At 59.8% G+C, this 13,285-nt stretch carries 15 protein-coding genes; 5 read left to right on the forward strand and 10 right to left on the reverse strand.

What is annotated here, in order from left to right; translation table 11 throughout:
* Positions 1–58 precede the first annotated feature (58 nt).
* Genes GXB78_RS27120 through exbB form a run of 3 tightly spaced genes read right to left on the reverse strand, consistent with a single transcriptional unit; the run spans position 59 to position 2,190 of the window.
* Complete coding sequence (locus GXB78_RS27120; RefSeq protein ID WP_042608108.1) at positions 59–805, reverse strand: TonB family protein; 747 nt, start codon at positions 803–805, stop codon at positions 59–61.
* The gene (gene exbD, locus GXB78_RS27125; RefSeq protein ID WP_016772535.1) at positions 802–1,230 is read right to left on the reverse strand and encodes a TonB system transport protein ExbD; all 429 of its coding nucleotides are present in this window, start codon (positions 1,228–1,230) and stop codon (positions 802–804) included. Before exbD ends, GXB78_RS27120 begins: the two co-directional genes overlap by 4 nt.
* Before the next feature lie 6 nt (positions 1,231–1,236).
* A complete protein-coding gene (gene exbB, locus GXB78_RS27130) occupies positions 1,237–2,190 on the reverse strand; it encodes a tonB-system energizer ExbB (protein ID WP_329517731.1) in 954 nt (317 codons plus the stop codon).
* A gap of 188 nt (positions 2,191–2,378) precedes the next feature.
* Between exbB and GXB78_RS27135 the strand changes: the two genes are divergently transcribed.
* Positions 2,379–3,236, forward strand: a complete 858-nt coding sequence (locus tag GXB78_RS27135; protein ID WP_329517732.1) for an SDR family oxidoreductase — start codon at positions 2,379–2,381, stop codon at positions 3,234–3,236.
* Between the two features lie 139 nt (positions 3,237–3,375).
* Here the strand turns inward: GXB78_RS27135 and GXB78_RS27140 are convergent, their stop codons facing one another.
* The 6 genes from GXB78_RS27140 to GXB78_RS27165 form a co-directional block, all read right to left on the reverse strand.
* Positions 3,376–4,116, reverse strand: a complete 741-nt coding sequence (locus GXB78_RS27140) for a hypothetical protein (protein WP_329517733.1) — start codon at positions 4,114–4,116, stop codon at positions 3,376–3,378.
* Between the two features lie 64 nt (positions 4,117–4,180).
* Positions 4,181–4,561, reverse strand: a complete 381-nt coding sequence (locus tag GXB78_RS27145) for a RidA family protein (RefSeq protein WP_014340863.1) — start codon at positions 4,559–4,561, stop codon at positions 4,181–4,183.
* A gap of 25 nt (positions 4,562–4,586) precedes the next feature.
* Positions 4,587–6,692, reverse strand: a complete 2,106-nt coding sequence (gene spoT / locus GXB78_RS27150; protein WP_329517734.1) for a bifunctional GTP diphosphokinase/guanosine-3',5'-bis pyrophosphate 3'-pyrophosphohydrolase — start codon at positions 6,690–6,692, stop codon at positions 4,587–4,589.
* 57 nt (positions 6,693–6,749) lie between these two features.
* Positions 6,750–7,013 (reverse strand): DNA-directed RNA polymerase subunit omega, encoded by a 264-nt coding sequence (rpoZ, locus tag GXB78_RS27155; protein ID WP_008030604.1) that lies wholly within the window; start codon positions 7,011–7,013, stop codon positions 6,750–6,752.
* A 168-nt stretch (positions 7,014–7,181) separates the two neighbouring features.
* Positions 7,182–7,802: a guanylate kinase gene (gene gmk, locus GXB78_RS27160; protein ID WP_129997939.1), complete on the reverse strand. Its 621-nt coding sequence runs from the start codon at positions 7,800–7,802 to the stop codon at positions 7,182–7,184.
* Between the two features lie 12 nt (positions 7,803–7,814).
* Positions 7,815–8,678: a YicC/YloC family endoribonuclease gene (locus GXB78_RS27165; protein WP_329517735.1), complete on the reverse strand. Its 864-nt coding sequence runs from the start codon at positions 8,676–8,678 to the stop codon at positions 7,815–7,817.
* 268 nt (positions 8,679–8,946) lie between these two features.
* On the opposite strand from GXB78_RS27165, the gene rph reads away from it, so the two are divergent.
* The 3 genes from rph (at position 8,947) to gltS (ending at position 11,641) form a co-directional block, all read left to right on the forward strand.
* Positions 8,947–9,669: a ribonuclease PH gene (rph, locus tag GXB78_RS27170; RefSeq protein ID WP_027610407.1), complete on the forward strand. Its 723-nt coding sequence runs from the start codon at positions 8,947–8,949 to the stop codon at positions 9,667–9,669.
* Positions 9,670–9,694: 25 nt separating this feature from the next.
* A complete protein-coding gene (locus GXB78_RS27175; RefSeq protein ID WP_325718716.1) occupies positions 9,695–10,063 on the forward strand; it encodes a DUF4870 domain-containing protein in 369 nt (122 codons plus the stop codon).
* A 369-nt stretch (positions 10,064–10,432) separates the two neighbouring features.
* Positions 10,433–11,641, forward strand: a complete 1,209-nt coding sequence (gene gltS, locus GXB78_RS27180; RefSeq protein WP_329517736.1) for a sodium/glutamate symporter — start codon at positions 10,433–10,435, stop codon at positions 11,639–11,641.
* A 66-nt stretch (positions 11,642–11,707) separates the two neighbouring features.
* On the opposite strand, the gene GXB78_RS27185 is transcribed toward gltS, so the two are convergent.
* Positions 11,708–12,487 carry an exodeoxyribonuclease III gene (locus GXB78_RS27185; protein ID WP_016772543.1) on the reverse strand — a complete coding sequence of 260 codons (780 nt, stop codon included), beginning with the start codon at positions 12,485–12,487 and terminating at the stop codon, positions 11,708–11,710.
* A gap of 82 nt (positions 12,488–12,569) precedes the next feature.
* Between GXB78_RS27185 and pyrE the strand changes: the two genes are divergently transcribed.
* Complete coding sequence (gene pyrE / locus GXB78_RS27190; RefSeq protein WP_095081295.1) at positions 12,570–13,214, forward strand: orotate phosphoribosyltransferase; 645 nt, start codon at positions 12,570–12,572, stop codon at positions 13,212–13,214.
* The last annotated feature ends 71 nt before the right edge of the window (positions 13,215–13,285 follow it).

Here is a 13,285-nt window from a genome sequence, read left to right on the forward strand (position 1 = left end):
GTTGGAATGCTATCCCCTGTAGGAGCTGCCGAAGGCTGCGATCTTTTGCTCTTGCTGTTTAGCGACGACGTTCGAGCGAGTAAACAAACGGCGCAACAATTTCGATCGAGCCGTTGTTGAGCATGTCGGCCGGTGGCTTGGGCAGCGGTTGCGCGCGGCGGATCATGTCCAGGGTGGCCCGGTCCAGATCAGCGTTGCCGGAGCGGCCCACCAGTTCGAACGACAACACGTTACCTTCGCCATCAACCACGAAGCGCAGACGATTCAAACCTTCCTTGCCGCGCGACTGTGCACTTTGCGGGTACTTCTTGTACTTCTGCAGATGCGCGAGCAGGGTGCCTTGCCAACTGGCCTTCGCCGCGAGTTGAGCTGGCGAAGGGCCGGGTGCGGGCTGGGCGGATTTCTCCGTTGGTGCCTGGGTCGGTTGAGTGTCGGCCGGTTTCTCCTCGGAAGGTTTCTCCTTCGGCGGCTCGGGCAGCTTCTTCTCGACCGGCTTCGGCGGTTTCGGCTTGGGCTTCGGCTTGGGTTTCGGTACCGCGATTTCCGCTTTCGGTGCTTCAGCCAGTTTCGGAATCGGCAATTCTTCAACCGGAGCCGGTGGCTGCGGCGGTGTGACGACTTTCGGCGGAGCCGGCGGTGGCGGGGCGGGCAACGGAGCCAGCTCGACCATCATTGCCTGCGGCGGCAGTTCGATGGGCGGGCGGGCGGTCCAGTTCAGCGCCAGCGCGATGGCCAGCGCATGCACGCCCAGCACCACGGCCAGGCTACCGCTGTAACGCGTCAGCTTATGGCGCGTCGTGATCATTTCTTGGCTGCCGTCTCGAGACCGACCAGACCAACCTTCAGGTAACCGGCGGCGCGCAGGCTGTCCATCACGCTCATCAGGTCGCCGTAATCCACGCCTTTGTCGGCCTGGAAGAAGATGGTGGTGTCTTTCTTGCCCTGGGTCTTGGCGTCGAGGGTGGCGCCGAGGGTTTCGGCCTTCACTTCATCGTCACCGAGGAACAGGCGCTGGTCAGCTTTCACACTGAGGAACACCGGTTTCTCTGGCCGCGGCGCCGGTTTGGCGGTCGAGGCGGGCAGGTCGACTTTGATGTCCACGGTGGCCAACGGCGCGGCCACCATGAAGATGATCAACAGCACCAGCATCACGTCGATGAACGGCGTGACGTTGATTTCGTGGTTCTCGGCCAGATCGTCGTCTGCGCCTTCTTTCAAATGCAGGCCCATGGCCGATTACCCCACTTTAACCATGTGCGGCTGCGAGCTGCGCTCAGGCTGGTGGTCGAGATCGCGGCTGACCAGCAGCAGGACTTCTGCCGAGGCATCGGAGACCTGCGCCTTGTAACCGGCGATGGAACGGGCGAAGACGTTGTAGATCACCACCGCCGGAATCGCCGCGACCAGACCCAGTGCGGTGGCCAGCAGCGCTTCAGCGATACCTGGCGCAACGACGGCCAGGTTGGTGGTCTGGGTTTTGGCGATGCCGATGAAGGAGTTCATGATGCCCCAAACGGTACCGAACAGACCGACGAACGGCGCGGTGGAGCCGATGGTAGCGAGGACGCCAGTGCCGCTGCTCATGTTGCGGCCACAGGCAGCGACGAGGCGCTCGAGGCGGAAGCTGACGCGTTCCTTGATGCCTTCCTTCTCCCGGCTGTTGACCGACAGGCGCATCTCTTCGAGCGCGTCGTGCACCAGCAGGTTGGCGAGGGTGCCTTCCTTGCCGGCCGTGGCGCTGGCTTCTTTGAGGGTGGTGGCTTTTTTCAGTGCGGCGATTTCGCCTCGCAGACGACGCTTGGCGCCCATCAGCTCGAAGCCTTTGGCGATCCAGATGGTCCAGGTGATGATCGAAGCGATGGCCAGGCCGATCATCACGATTTTCACGATGATGTCGGCGTTCTGGTACATGCCCCACGGCGACAGGTCGTGGGCCATGCCCAGAGTGTTGTCGGCTTCGAGGACTTCAGGTGCGTCGGCCGCATCGACAGCCTGCACCGGATCGGTGGCGGCCGGTGCAGCCGGAGCGGCAGCGGGCGCGCTCTGCTCAGTGGCGGCCGGGGTGACTGGCGCTTGAGCGTCGGCGAAGGCGGCGGTCGGTGCCAGCATCAGGCTGAGCAACAGAGCCGCGACAGCGCTCCAGGCGCGAGGTCGAGTGGTTGGCGAAGCGGGAGTTTGATTACGTGTCATGCTGGCCGGACCTGAGATAGAAAAACGTTGTTGCTCTTCCAGGCCTCGTGAGGCCGAGAACAAAAGTGGCGTGCATTATTGCAAGTAATTCTTGTTAACAAAAGTAATAGAGTAACTTTTTTTCCTTCATTGCTAGCCGTTCGTCCTGTGCCAGAGCTAGTCTGTGCCTTTCCGAGGAGAGTTTTCTGATGTCCGCGCCTTCTGTTTTGATTGCCGGTTGTGGTGATGTCGGCAGTCGTCTGGCCAAGCAATTGCTGGCGGCTGGCTGGCAAGTCCATGGCCTGCGCCGGGATGTTTCCAAACTGCCGGAGGGTGTCATTGGCGTCGCTGGCGATCTGTTCAACGAAGAATGCCCGGCGACCTGGCCGGTGGGTGCCGTGGATTATCTGGTGTATTGCGCTGCGGCTACCGACCACGATGAAGACGGTTATCGCAAGGCCTACGTGCAAGGCTTGCAGAACGTGCTGAGCTGGCTGGACGACTATGGACAAGTGCCCGAGCGACTGATCTTCGTGTCCAGCAGCAGCGTGTATGGCCAGCAGGACGGAGCCTGGGTGGATGAGACCTCCGAGACTGTCGCGGCCGGCTATTCGGGGCGTTTGATGCTCGAAGCCGAGCAAATTGCGCTCAATAGCGGCATCCCGGCGAGCGTGCTGCGCCTGACCGGCATTTACGGCCCGGGTCGCGAATGGCTGCTGACCCAGGTGCGTCGCGGTTATCGCGTGGCGGTCGAGCCGCCGCTGTATGGCAATCGGATTCATGCCGATGATGCGGCGGGATTGCTGGCATTCCTGCTGGAAAAAGACCGCGAGGGCGTGGAGCTGGAGCACCTTTACATCGGTGTAGATGATGCGCCGGCGCCTTTGGCCGAGGTGGTGGGCTGGTTGCGCGAATATCTGGGTGTGACTGAATGGGCCGAAGACGCCAGCGTGCGCCGCACCGGCAGCAAGCGTTGCAGCAATGCGCGGGCGAAAGCGTTGGGCTGGGTGCCGAAGTACCCAAGCTACCGCGAAGGCTACGCAGCGATTCTTGAAGGTAAGTGCTGACTTTCTAACAACACAAAACAACTGTGGGAGCGAGCCTGCTCGCGAAAGCGGTGTATCAGGCAATATTACTTTGACTGACCCACCGCGTTCGCGAGCAGGCTCGCTCCCACATTTGATCTTCTGAGATTTCGGAGGCAGGTTACTGCTTCTCCAGCAACCACTTGCGCTCACCTGCGGCAAACTGCGGTTGCTCATCCGCCAGCGCAGCATTCACTGCCTGGAGAATCTCCAGTTCTTTGCCCTTGCGCACAAAGATCCAGTTGTTGCCCTGGCCATTGAGTTGCAGCCACATGCTGTCGTTGCCGTTGCTCATCGACGCGCAATCGCCGGCCAGGCACAAGGCATAACGATCAACGCCCGGCAGACCGGTCACCTGACCGTCAGCCTGAAACTGCACGGTGCCGCCTTCACCCTGACCGCTGGTGATGGTCCAGTTGCCGCCCAGATACGCCGAATACAGCGCGCGTTCGAAGCTCGCACCGATTGGCGCGCCTTCGGGCACCGGGATCTGCGCGCGATCGAAGACTTGTTCGGGTTCGTTGTCGCTGGCGGCTTGCTGCAAACGTCCGCCGTCGCGTTTCAGTTCACTGGCGGAGCTGCCATAGAAGTCGACTTTCCAGGCGCCGGACTCTTCGCCCAGCAGCCGTCCTTCGACATTTTCAAAACCGTTGGTGTAGCGGGCCTGACCGGCCTTGGTGTTGACGTCCCATTCCAGGTTCGGGCCGTAGGCCTGCAGCGCTTCACGCAGGGGGCCGCCCTTGGCGGCGGCATCGATCGCCACCTGGTTGATCCAGGTGCCGCTGATGTCACGGTCGGCAGGGTCGCTGGCACAGCCGCCGAGAAACAGGGCGAGCAGCGAGAGAGCTAGCGCTTTGCGCATGGTGGAATCCTTTCAAAACCTTTTTTGCGGCAGTCGGCGCGGCGTGAAGGCCGCGCCGTGCGCATCACTCGATGACCAGAATGGCATCCATTTCAACCTGCGCACCCTTCGGCAGGGCGGCCACGCCAATGGCGGCGCGGGCAGGGTAGGGCTGGTCGAAGTACTTGCCCATGATCTCGTTGACCTTGGCGAAGTGGCTCAGGTCAGTGAGGAAAATGTTCAGTTTGACGATGTCCTTGAACGAACCGCCGGCGGCTTCGGCTACGGCTTTGAGGTTCTCGAAGACCTGGACGGTCTGGGCTTCGAAGCCTTCGACCAGTTCCATGGTTTTCGGGTCCAGAGGGATCTGGCCCGACATGTAGACGGTATTGCCTGCCTTGATCGCCTGGGAGTAAGTGCCGATGGCGGCCGGGGCCTTGTCGCTGGTGATGACGGTTTTGGTCATGTAGGACTCCTTGTAATAGGCAGGTTTATGCACGCATGCGGGTGATGCGGATCACCCCGGTCAAGGCGCGCAGTTTCTTGATCACGCGGGCCAGGTGCACACGGTCGTGGACGCTGACCACCAACTGCACGACGCTGATGCGACCATCGCGTTCGTCCATGCTGATTTTCTCGATATTGCCGTCGGCGGCGTTGACGCTGCTGGCCAGCAGGGCGATCAAGCCGCGCTGGTGTTCCAGTTCGACGCGCAGCTCGACATTGAATTCGCCGGTGACATCCTTGGCCCACGAGAGCTGGATGCATTTTTCCGGGTTGTGGCGGATTTCGCTGATATTGCGGCAGTTGTCCAGGTGCACGACCATGCCTTTGCCCGCCGACAGGTGCCCGACGATAGGGTCGCCCGGGATCGGTGTGCAGCACTTGGCGTAGCTGAGCACCAGGCCTTCGGTGCCGCGAATGGCCAGTGGACCTTCCGGACTTGGCAACTGTTCGCCTTCGCCGAGCAGGCGGCGGGCGACCACGTAGGCCATGCGGTTGCCCAGGCCAATGTCTTCGAGCAGGTCTTCGATCAGTTCGAGACGATATTCGGTAAGCATGGCTTTGACGCGCTCGGCCGGAATCTTTTCCAGCGAGCTGTCGAAACCGTTGAGCACCTTGTTCAGCAGGCGCTCGCCGAGGCTGATGGACTCGGAGCGGCGTTGCAGTTTCAGCGCATGACGAATGTGCGTACGCGCCTTGCCGGTAACCACGAAGTTGAGCCACGCCGGGTTCGGCCGGGCGCCGGGAGCACTGACGATCTCGACCGTGGAGCCGCTCTGCAGCGGTTCGGACAGCGGTGCGAGACGACGGTTGATGCGGCAGGCGATGCAGCTGTTGCCGACGTCGGTGTGTACCGCGTAGGCAAAGTCGACCGCCGTGGAGCCTTTTGGCAGCTCCATGATCCGGCCCTTTGGCGTGAACACATAGACCTCGTCCGGGAACAGGTCGATCTTCACGCTTTCGATGAATTCCAGCGAGTTGCCAGCGCGTTGCTGCATTTCCAGCACGCCTTTGACCCACTGGCGGGCGCGGGCATGGGTGCCTTTGGGCTGTTCGTCACCGCTGGACTTGTACAGCCAATGGGCGGCGATGCCGTTGTTGGCCATCTCTTCCATTTCGCGGGTGCGGATCTGGATCTCGATCGGCACGCCATGCATGCCGAACAGCGTGGTGTGCAGCGACTGATAGCCGTTGGCCTTGGGAATCGCGATGTAATCCTTGAAGCGCCCCGGCAACGGTTTGTACAAATTATGCACAGCGCCCAGTACGCGGTAGCAGGTATCGACCTTGTCGACGATGATCCGGAACGCGTAGACGTCCATGATCTCGTTGAAGGCCCGACGCTTGCCGCGCATTTTCTTGTAGATGCCGTAAAGGTGTTTCTGTCGCCCGCTGACTTCGCCCTGGATGCCGTCGATGGCGAGGCAATGGCCGAGGGACTCTTCGATCTTGTTGACGATTTCCTTGCGGTTGCCCCGGGCGCGTTTGACCGCCTGGCAGATCCGCGCGGAACGCATCGGGTGCATGGCCTTGAAGCCGAGGTCTTCGAACTCGATGCGGATCGCGTGCATACCCAGGCGGTTGGCGATGGGCGCGTAGATCTCGAGGGTTTCCTTGGCGATGCGCCGGCGTTTTTCGCCGGACAGCACTTCCAGCGTGCGCATGTTGTGCAGGCGGTCGGCGAGCTTGACCAGGATCACGCGAATATCGCGCGCCATGGCCATGGCCATCTTCTGGAAGTTTTCCGCCTGGGCTTCGGCCTTGGTCTCGAAATTCATCTGGGTCAGTTTGCTGACCCCGTCGACCAGTTCGGCCACGGTTTCACCGAACTGCGCTTGCAGCGCTTCCTTGGCGATACCGGTGTCTTCGATCACGTCATGCAGCATCGCAGCCATCAGGCTCTGATGGTCCATGTGCATGTCGGCAAGAATATTCGCCACGGCAAGAGGATGCGTGACGTACGCCTCGCCACTGCGACGGCGTTGACCGTCATGGGCTTGTTCGGCGTAGAAATACGCTCGGCGGACCAGGTTGACCTGGTCATTGCCGAGGTAGGTCGATAAGCGATCGGCGAGGGCGTCTATGCTCGGCATGATGATTCCTGCCGAAAGCTGTGACCCCGCGCCGTGCTACGTCGACCAGGCATAGGCTTAGACGGCCTCGTTCGACTCGTCCTCGAACGCTGCGAACAGCGGTTCATCCTGGACGATTTCCTGCTCGGCGATGAACTCGTAGCTCATCAGACCTTCAGCAATTTCACGCAGCGCGACAACGGTCGGCTTGTCGTTTTCCCACTGCACCAATGGCTCTTTGCCGCCGGTGGCCAGTTGACGGGCACGCTTGGTAGAGAGCATGACCAGCTCAAAGCGGTTTTCCACGTGTTCTAGGCAGTCTTCAACGGTTACGCGGGCCATGGTATTCCTCGGAGCGAATGCAATATGCGCGCTGCCCGGTTGGGCGAGCGGACTGAGCAGTTTAAAAAATCACCAGCGATTAGGGAAGCGCTGATTTTTTGACCAGACCCTTCAACGCGCTGCAAGCACCAATGTAAAGCGCTTGCAGGCATTTTGGGAAGTGCTGTTTTAGCCGAGCAATTCAGCCAGCAATTTGCCGAAACGCACTTGCTGGCGTTTCTGTTGCAGCTGATTGGCGCGGAAAATCGCCTTTAGATCGTCCAGCGCGTGGGCAAAATCGTCGTTGATGATCAGGTAGTCGTAATCGACGTAGTGGCTCATCTCGCTGACTGCTTCGCGCATGCGGCCGTCGATGATCTCGTCGCTGTCCTGGCCGCGGTTGGTCAGGCGCTGGTGCAGGGCTTGCAGCGACGGCGGCAGGATGAAGATCGAGCGCGCTTGCGGCATCAACTTGCGCACCTGCTCGGCGCCTTGCCAGTCGATTTCCAGAATCAGGTCGTGACCTTCATCCAGCGTCTGTTGCAGGCGGCTTTGCGAAGTGCCGTAGAAGTTGCCGAAGACTTCGGCGCGCTCAAGGAAATCACCGTGCTCGCCCATTTTCACGAACTCTTCGCGGCTCACGAAGTGGTAGTTCACGCCGTCCACTTCGCCGGGACGCATGGCGCGGGTGGTGTGCGAAACCGAAACGCGGATCTCCGGATCGGCGTCGGTCAACGCCTTGACCAGACTGCTCTTGCCCGCGCCCGATGGCGCGGAAATGATGTACAGGGTGCCGGTGTGTTGGGTCATGTCGGGGTAGCCTTACTCAATGTTCTGCACTTGTTCGCGCATCTGCTCGATCAACACCTTGAGGTTGACGGCGGCCTGGGTGCTGCGCGGGTCGAAGGCTTTGGAGCCCAGTGTGTTGGCCTCGCGGTTGAGTTCCTGCATCAGGAAGTCCAGGCGCCGCCCGGCGGCACCGCCGGACTTGAGCACCCGGCGAACTTCGATGATGTGGGTGCTCAGGCGATCCAGCTCTTCGGCCACGTCGCTTTTTTGCGCGAGGATGACCATTTCCTGTTCCAGGCGCTGCGGGTCGAGCTCGGCCTTCATGTCGGCAAAGCGGTCGAGGACTTTCTGGCGCTGGGTGGCGAGCATCTGCGGCACCAGTTCGCGCAGGGTCACCACGTCTTCTTCGATGGACGTCAGGCGGTCGTTGATCAAGCGAGCCAACTCCGCGCCTTCGCGCTCGCGGCCAGCCTTCAGATCCTTCAAACCCTGATTGAACAGCGCCAGCGCTTCGGCGTTCAGCGCTTGCGGGTCCGTCGCATCGGCCACCAGCACGCCGGGCCAGGCCAGCACTTCCAGCGGATTCAGCGCAGCGGGATTCTTGATCAGCCCGGCCACGGTTTCCGCAGCGGCAACCAGCTGCGCGGCGCGCTCGCGGTCGACTTGCAGCGGTTTGTCGGTGCTTTCTTCGGTAAAGCGCAGCGTGCATTCCAGTTTGCCCCGCGACAGGCCCTGACGCAGCGCTTCACGCACGGCGCCTTCGAGGTCGCGAAACGACTCGGGCAAACGCAGGTGCGGTTCCAGATAGCGGCTGTTGACCGAGCGCAGTTCCCAGCTCAGGGTGCCCTGAACGCCGGCTTTCTCGACGCGGGCGAAGGCGGTCATGCTGTGCACCATGGCGGTGACCTCGCAATGCAGATCGGCGCGAAACGCTGTTTCGCAGGCGCGATTTCAATGAATTTAAGCCGACTGGCAGCAAAGGCGCAGGATTGTAGCGCAGTGCGGCGAATGCGCCCAAACACACGGTGTGACAAAGCGCTGCAGCCCGTCGGTTATGCGCGCTTGAGGGGCTTCGGTCGTCGGCCGGCGGTTTTAACCAGTGCCCACTCGCGGTGCAGCGCTCTATAATGCTCGGCAGTTTTCCGTCCTCAGTACAGGTATCCCTATGAAACGTCCAAGTGGTCGCGCTGCCGATCAGCTCCGCTCGATCCGCATCACCCGCAACTACACCAAACACGCCGAGGGATCCGTACTGGTCGAATTCGGTGATACCAAAGTCATCTGCACCGTCAGCGTCGAAAACGGCGTGCCGCGCTTCCTCAAAGGCCAGGGCCAGGGCTGGCTGACTGCCGAGTACGGCATGCTGCCGCGCGCCACCGGCGAGCGTAACCAGCGTGAAGCCAGCCGTGGCAAGCAGGGCGGGCGTACTCTGGAAATCCAGCGTCTGATCGGTCGTTCCCTGCGCGCGGCGCTGGACATGTCGAAGCTCGGCGACGTGACTCTGTACGTCGATTGCGACGTGATCCAGGCTGATGGGGGTACTCGCACCGCCTCCATCACCGGCGCCATGGTTGCGCTGGTCGATGCCCTGAAAGTGATCAAGAAGCGCGGCGGCCTGAAAGGCGGCGATCCGCTCAAGCAAATGATCGGCGCGGTCTCGGTGGGTATGTACCAGGGCGAGCCGGTGCTGGATCTGGACTATCTTGAAGATTCCGCAGCTGAAACCGACCTGAACGTCGTGATGACCAGCACCGGTGGTTTCATCGAAGTGCAGGGCACCGCCGAAGGCGCGCCGTTCCAGCCTGAAGACTTGAACGCCATGCTGGAACTGGCGAAGAAAGGCATGAACGAGATTTTCGAACTGCAGAAGGCTGCACTGGCCGACTGAGGTTCTCGACCACAAGGAGCACGTGATGAGTGACGAGCAAGAGTTGCTGCCCAAACCGAGCCAGCAGGTTCGCCAATGGGCGATGTTCTGTCACTTGTCCGCCTTGTTGGGGATCTGGATTCCGTTCGGCAATCTGATCGGGCCGCTGATTCTTTGGCAGATGAAGCGCGAGAAGGACCCTTTCATCGATGCGCAGGGCAAAGAGGCGCTGAATTTTCAGATCACGGTGGCGATTGCTTCAATGATCTGCTTCCTGCTCATGCTGCTGATCATTGGTTTCTTCCTGTTTGGCTTGCTGGCGATCGCGGCGCTGGTCCTGACGATCATTGCAGGTGTCAAAGCCAACGAAGGTTTCCCATACAGATATCCGTTCACCTGGCGACTGATCAAGTGAAAGTCTGTTGTATCGCAATATGAAAATGCCCCGACTTATCGGGGTATTTTTATTTGTGCAACTTAATAATTGGTTATTGTTGTAGGACTAGTCTGTTGTCGATGTGCGGTTTGGCATTTATTTACTGATATTTCTCTATTACATCTTTGGTCACAACTGAGCGGGCAAGTACATATTCCTGCCCTTGTTATTCGCGCGAGCCGGTTGTTAAAGTTGCCCGGTGTAATGTTTCGATTGAAACATTTCGATATGTTCAAGCCATCGATGGTACTTGAATTCCCCAGTAATCAGTGTTGAGAAAATCAGCCGGTCACCAGTCGGGCCCAGGTAAATGCTCGCCTCGTGAATACTTAGCCAAGAATAATTCACATGATTGAGCTCGACTTTTACGGCACGCTCGTGGCCGCTTCATTAGTGCTACTGCTCGGGCGCGGACTTGTTACCCGTGTTGGCTTTCTGCGAAGTTACAATATTCCTGAACCGGTAGCGGGTGGCCTCGTGGTTGCCGTGCTCCTGTTGATATTGCGCACTTTCGATATCCAGGTCCGCTTCGATACTTCATTGCAAACACCGTTGATGTTGGCTTTCTTTGCCACTATTGGCTTGAGTGCCGACCTTGCCAGTCTGAAGAAAGGTGGGCGCATTATCGGCATCTTCCTGCTGGCAGTCATTGGCTTGCTGGTGGTGCAAAACGCCATGGGAATAGGGTTGGCAACTTTGCTCGGGCTTGATCCTTTGATGGGCTTGCTGACGGGCTCGATCACGCTGGCCGGTGGCCACGGCACTGGCGCCGCATGGGGCGCGGTGTTCAGCGAGAAATATGGTCTGGCCTCGGCTTCGGAACTGGCGCTCGCCTCTGCGACGTTCGGTCTGGTGCTGGGCGGTCTGATCGGTGGCCCCGTCGCACGGTTGCTGATCAAGCGTGTGCAGGTGCCGGGTTGCGGTGCGCAACAAGCGCCGCGGCTGCCAAAAGGTTTTGAACAACCGAACAAGGAGCGCTCGATCACGCCTTTTTCGTTTGTCGAGACACTGGCGCTGATTGCCGTCAGCCTGCTCGCAGGCAATCTGTTGAATGGCTTGCTGCATGGCACTGCTTTCGAACTGCCGACGTTCGTTTGCGTGCTGTTCGTGGGTGTGGTTTTGCGCAACAGTCTGTCAGCGCTTGGCTTGTATCAGGTATTCGAACGCGAAGTTTCCGTGCTCGGCAATGTCAGCCTCTCGCTGTTTCTGGCAATCGCGCTGATGTCGCTGAAGTTGTGGGATCTGGCGGCGCTGGCGTTGCCGATCTTCATCATTCTGGCCGTGCAGGCGTTGGTCATGGCGCTGTTCGCGATTTTCGTGACGTTCCGCGTGATGGGCAGCAACTATGATGCCGCCGTGCTCGCTGCGGGACATTGCGGCTTTGGTCTGGGGGCCACGCCGACGGCCATTGCCAACATGCAAGCCGTGACCCAGCGCTATGGGCCGTCGCAGATCGCGTTTCTGGTGGTGCCGATGGTAGGAGCGTTCTTCATCGATATCATTAACGTCATCGTGATCAAGTTGTACCTGACCTTGCCATTCTTCGCTGCCGTCTAGAAAGCAGGCGCATAAAAAATGCCCGCATCTCACGATGCGGGCATTTTTTTGGCTGCGATAAAACGCTTAGATGGTCAGCGTCCAGTCGTAGTCGACGATCAACGGCGCGTGCTGCGAGAACCGAGGCTGACGCGGCAGACGTGCGCTGCGCACCGAGCGACGCAGGCCCGGGGTCAGGATCTGATAATCGAAACGCCAGCCCAGATTGAGCATCTCGGCCTGTTCGTTATCCGGCCACCAACTGTACTGGTCGCCTTCACGGCTGACTTCACGCAGCGCATCGACATAGCCCATGTTGCCGACAATCTCGTCCATCCAGGCGCGTTCCGGCGCCAGGAAGCCTGGAGATTGCTGGCTGTCGCGCCAGTTCTTGATGTCGAGCTTCTGCTGCGCAACGTACAGCGAGCCACAGTAAATGTACTCGCGACGTTTGCGTCGCTGTTTGTCCAGGTACTTGCCGAAATCGTCCATGAGCTTGAACTTCTGGTTCAAGTCCTCATCGCCGTTCATCCCCGAAGGAAACAGCAAGGTGGCAATACTGACTTTGTCGAAATCTGCTTGCAGGTAGCGCCCGTAGCGGTCGGCCGTCTCGAAACCGAGACCGCTGATGACAGCCTTCGGTTGCAACCGCGAATACAAAGCCACGCCGCCTTGGGCAGGGACTTCAGCATCGCAGGCATAAAGGAAGTAGCCATCCAGTTGGAAGGCTGGGTCATCCAGTTCAAAGGCGGAGGCACGGGTGTCCTGCAGGCAGATGACGTCGGCATTCTGGGCTTGCAGCCAACTGAGCAAACCGCGCTCGACTGCCGCCTGAATACCATTGACGTTCACACTGATGATCCGCATAAATGGCCCCAAAAATCGCGTGCGTGTATGATACACGGCGTCAAGCTAATTAGCTAAATCCGTGGTATTTGGGGTTTTTTTCATGCAAGCGTATCAGCGCGATTTCATTCGTTTTGCCATCGATCGCGGCGTTTTGCGCTTCGGTGAGTTCACCCTGAAGTCCGGGCGCACCAGTCCCTACTTCTTCAATGCCGGCTTGTTCAACTCGGGTTCGGCCCTGGCGCAGCTGGGGCGTTTTTATGCCGCCGCCATCGCCGAAAGCGGTATTGCGTTCGATGTTCTGTTTGGCCCGGCCTACAAAGGCATTCCGCTGGCGGCAACCACTGCCGTTGCGCTCGCCGAGCATCACGACCGTGACCTGCCATGGTGCTTCAACCGCAAGGAAGCCAAGGCCCACGGCGAAGGCGGCAGCCTGGTCGGCGCACCGCTGACTGGCGACGTCTTGATCATCGACGACGTGATCACCGCAGGCACTGCCATTCGCGAAGTGATGCAGATCATCGCTTCCCAGGACGGCGCCAAGGCTGCCGGTGTGCTGATCGCGCTGAACCGCCAGGAGCGTGGCAACGGCGAGTTGTCGGCCATCCAGGAAGTCGAGCGCGACTTCGGCATTCCGGTGATCAGCATCGTTTCGCTGAACCAGGTGCTGGAATTCCTCGCCGACGATCCGCAGCTCAAGCAACACTTGCCAGCCGTGGAAGCTTACCGCGCGCAGTTTGGCGTGTGACCAATGTGGGAGCGAGCCTGCTCGCGAATGGCCGTCACACTGAGCGATGTGAGGCGAATACCGCTTTCGCG

Source organism: Pseudomonas moraviensis subsp. stanleyae (assembly GCF_036283065.1).
Classification (GTDB): domain Bacteria; phylum Pseudomonadota; class Gammaproteobacteria; order Pseudomonadales; family Pseudomonadaceae; genus Aquipseudomonas; species Aquipseudomonas stanleyae.

Bases quoted from the DNA above. Each gene is read 5' to 3' on its own strand.
- gmk (WP_129997939.1), bottom strand. From the start codon at position 7,802: ATGACCCAACACACCGGCACCCTGTACATCATTTCCGCGCCATCGGGC.
- rph (WP_027610407.1), top strand. From the start codon at position 8,947: ATGAAACGTCCAAGTGGTCGCGCTGCCGATCAGCTCCGCTCGATCCGC.
- GXB78_RS27120 (WP_042608108.1), bottom strand. From the start codon at position 805: ATGATCACGACGCGCCATAAGCTGACGCGTTACAGCGGTAGCCTGGCC.
- gltS (WP_329517736.1), top strand. From the start codon at position 10,433: ATGATTGAGCTCGACTTTTACGGCACGCTCGTGGCCGCTTCATTAGTG.
- GXB78_RS27185 (WP_016772543.1), bottom strand. From the start codon at position 12,487: ATGCGGATCATCAGTGTGAACGTCAATGGTATTCAGGCGGCAGTCGAG.
- exbB (WP_329517731.1), bottom strand. From the start codon at position 2,190: ATGACACGTAATCAAACTCCCGCTTCGCCAACCACTCGACCTCGCGCC.
- GXB78_RS27140 (WP_329517733.1), bottom strand. From the start codon at position 4,116: ATGCGCAAAGCGCTAGCTCTCTCGCTGCTCGCCCTGTTTCTCGGCGGC.
- pyrE (WP_095081295.1), top strand. From the start codon at position 12,570: ATGCAAGCGTATCAGCGCGATTTCATTCGTTTTGCCATCGATCGCGGC.
- rpoZ (WP_008030604.1), bottom strand. From the start codon at position 7,013: ATGGCCCGCGTAACCGTTGAAGACTGCCTAGAACACGTGGAAAACCGC.
- GXB78_RS27145 (WP_014340863.1), bottom strand. From the start codon at position 4,561: ATGACCAAAACCGTCATCACCAGCGACAAGGCCCCGGCCGCCATCGGC.
- spoT (WP_329517734.1), bottom strand. From the start codon at position 6,692: ATGCCGAGCATAGACGCCCTCGCCGATCGCTTATCGACCTACCTCGGC.
- exbD (WP_016772535.1), bottom strand. From the start codon at position 1,230: ATGGGCCTGCATTTGAAAGAAGGCGCAGACGACGATCTGGCCGAGAAC.
- GXB78_RS27135 (WP_329517732.1), top strand. From the start codon at position 2,379: ATGTCCGCGCCTTCTGTTTTGATTGCCGGTTGTGGTGATGTCGGCAGT.
- GXB78_RS27165 (WP_329517735.1), bottom strand. From the start codon at position 8,678: ATGGTGCACAGCATGACCGCCTTCGCCCGCGTCGAGAAAGCCGGCGTT.
- GXB78_RS27175 (WP_325718716.1), top strand. From the start codon at position 9,695: ATGAGTGACGAGCAAGAGTTGCTGCCCAAACCGAGCCAGCAGGTTCGC.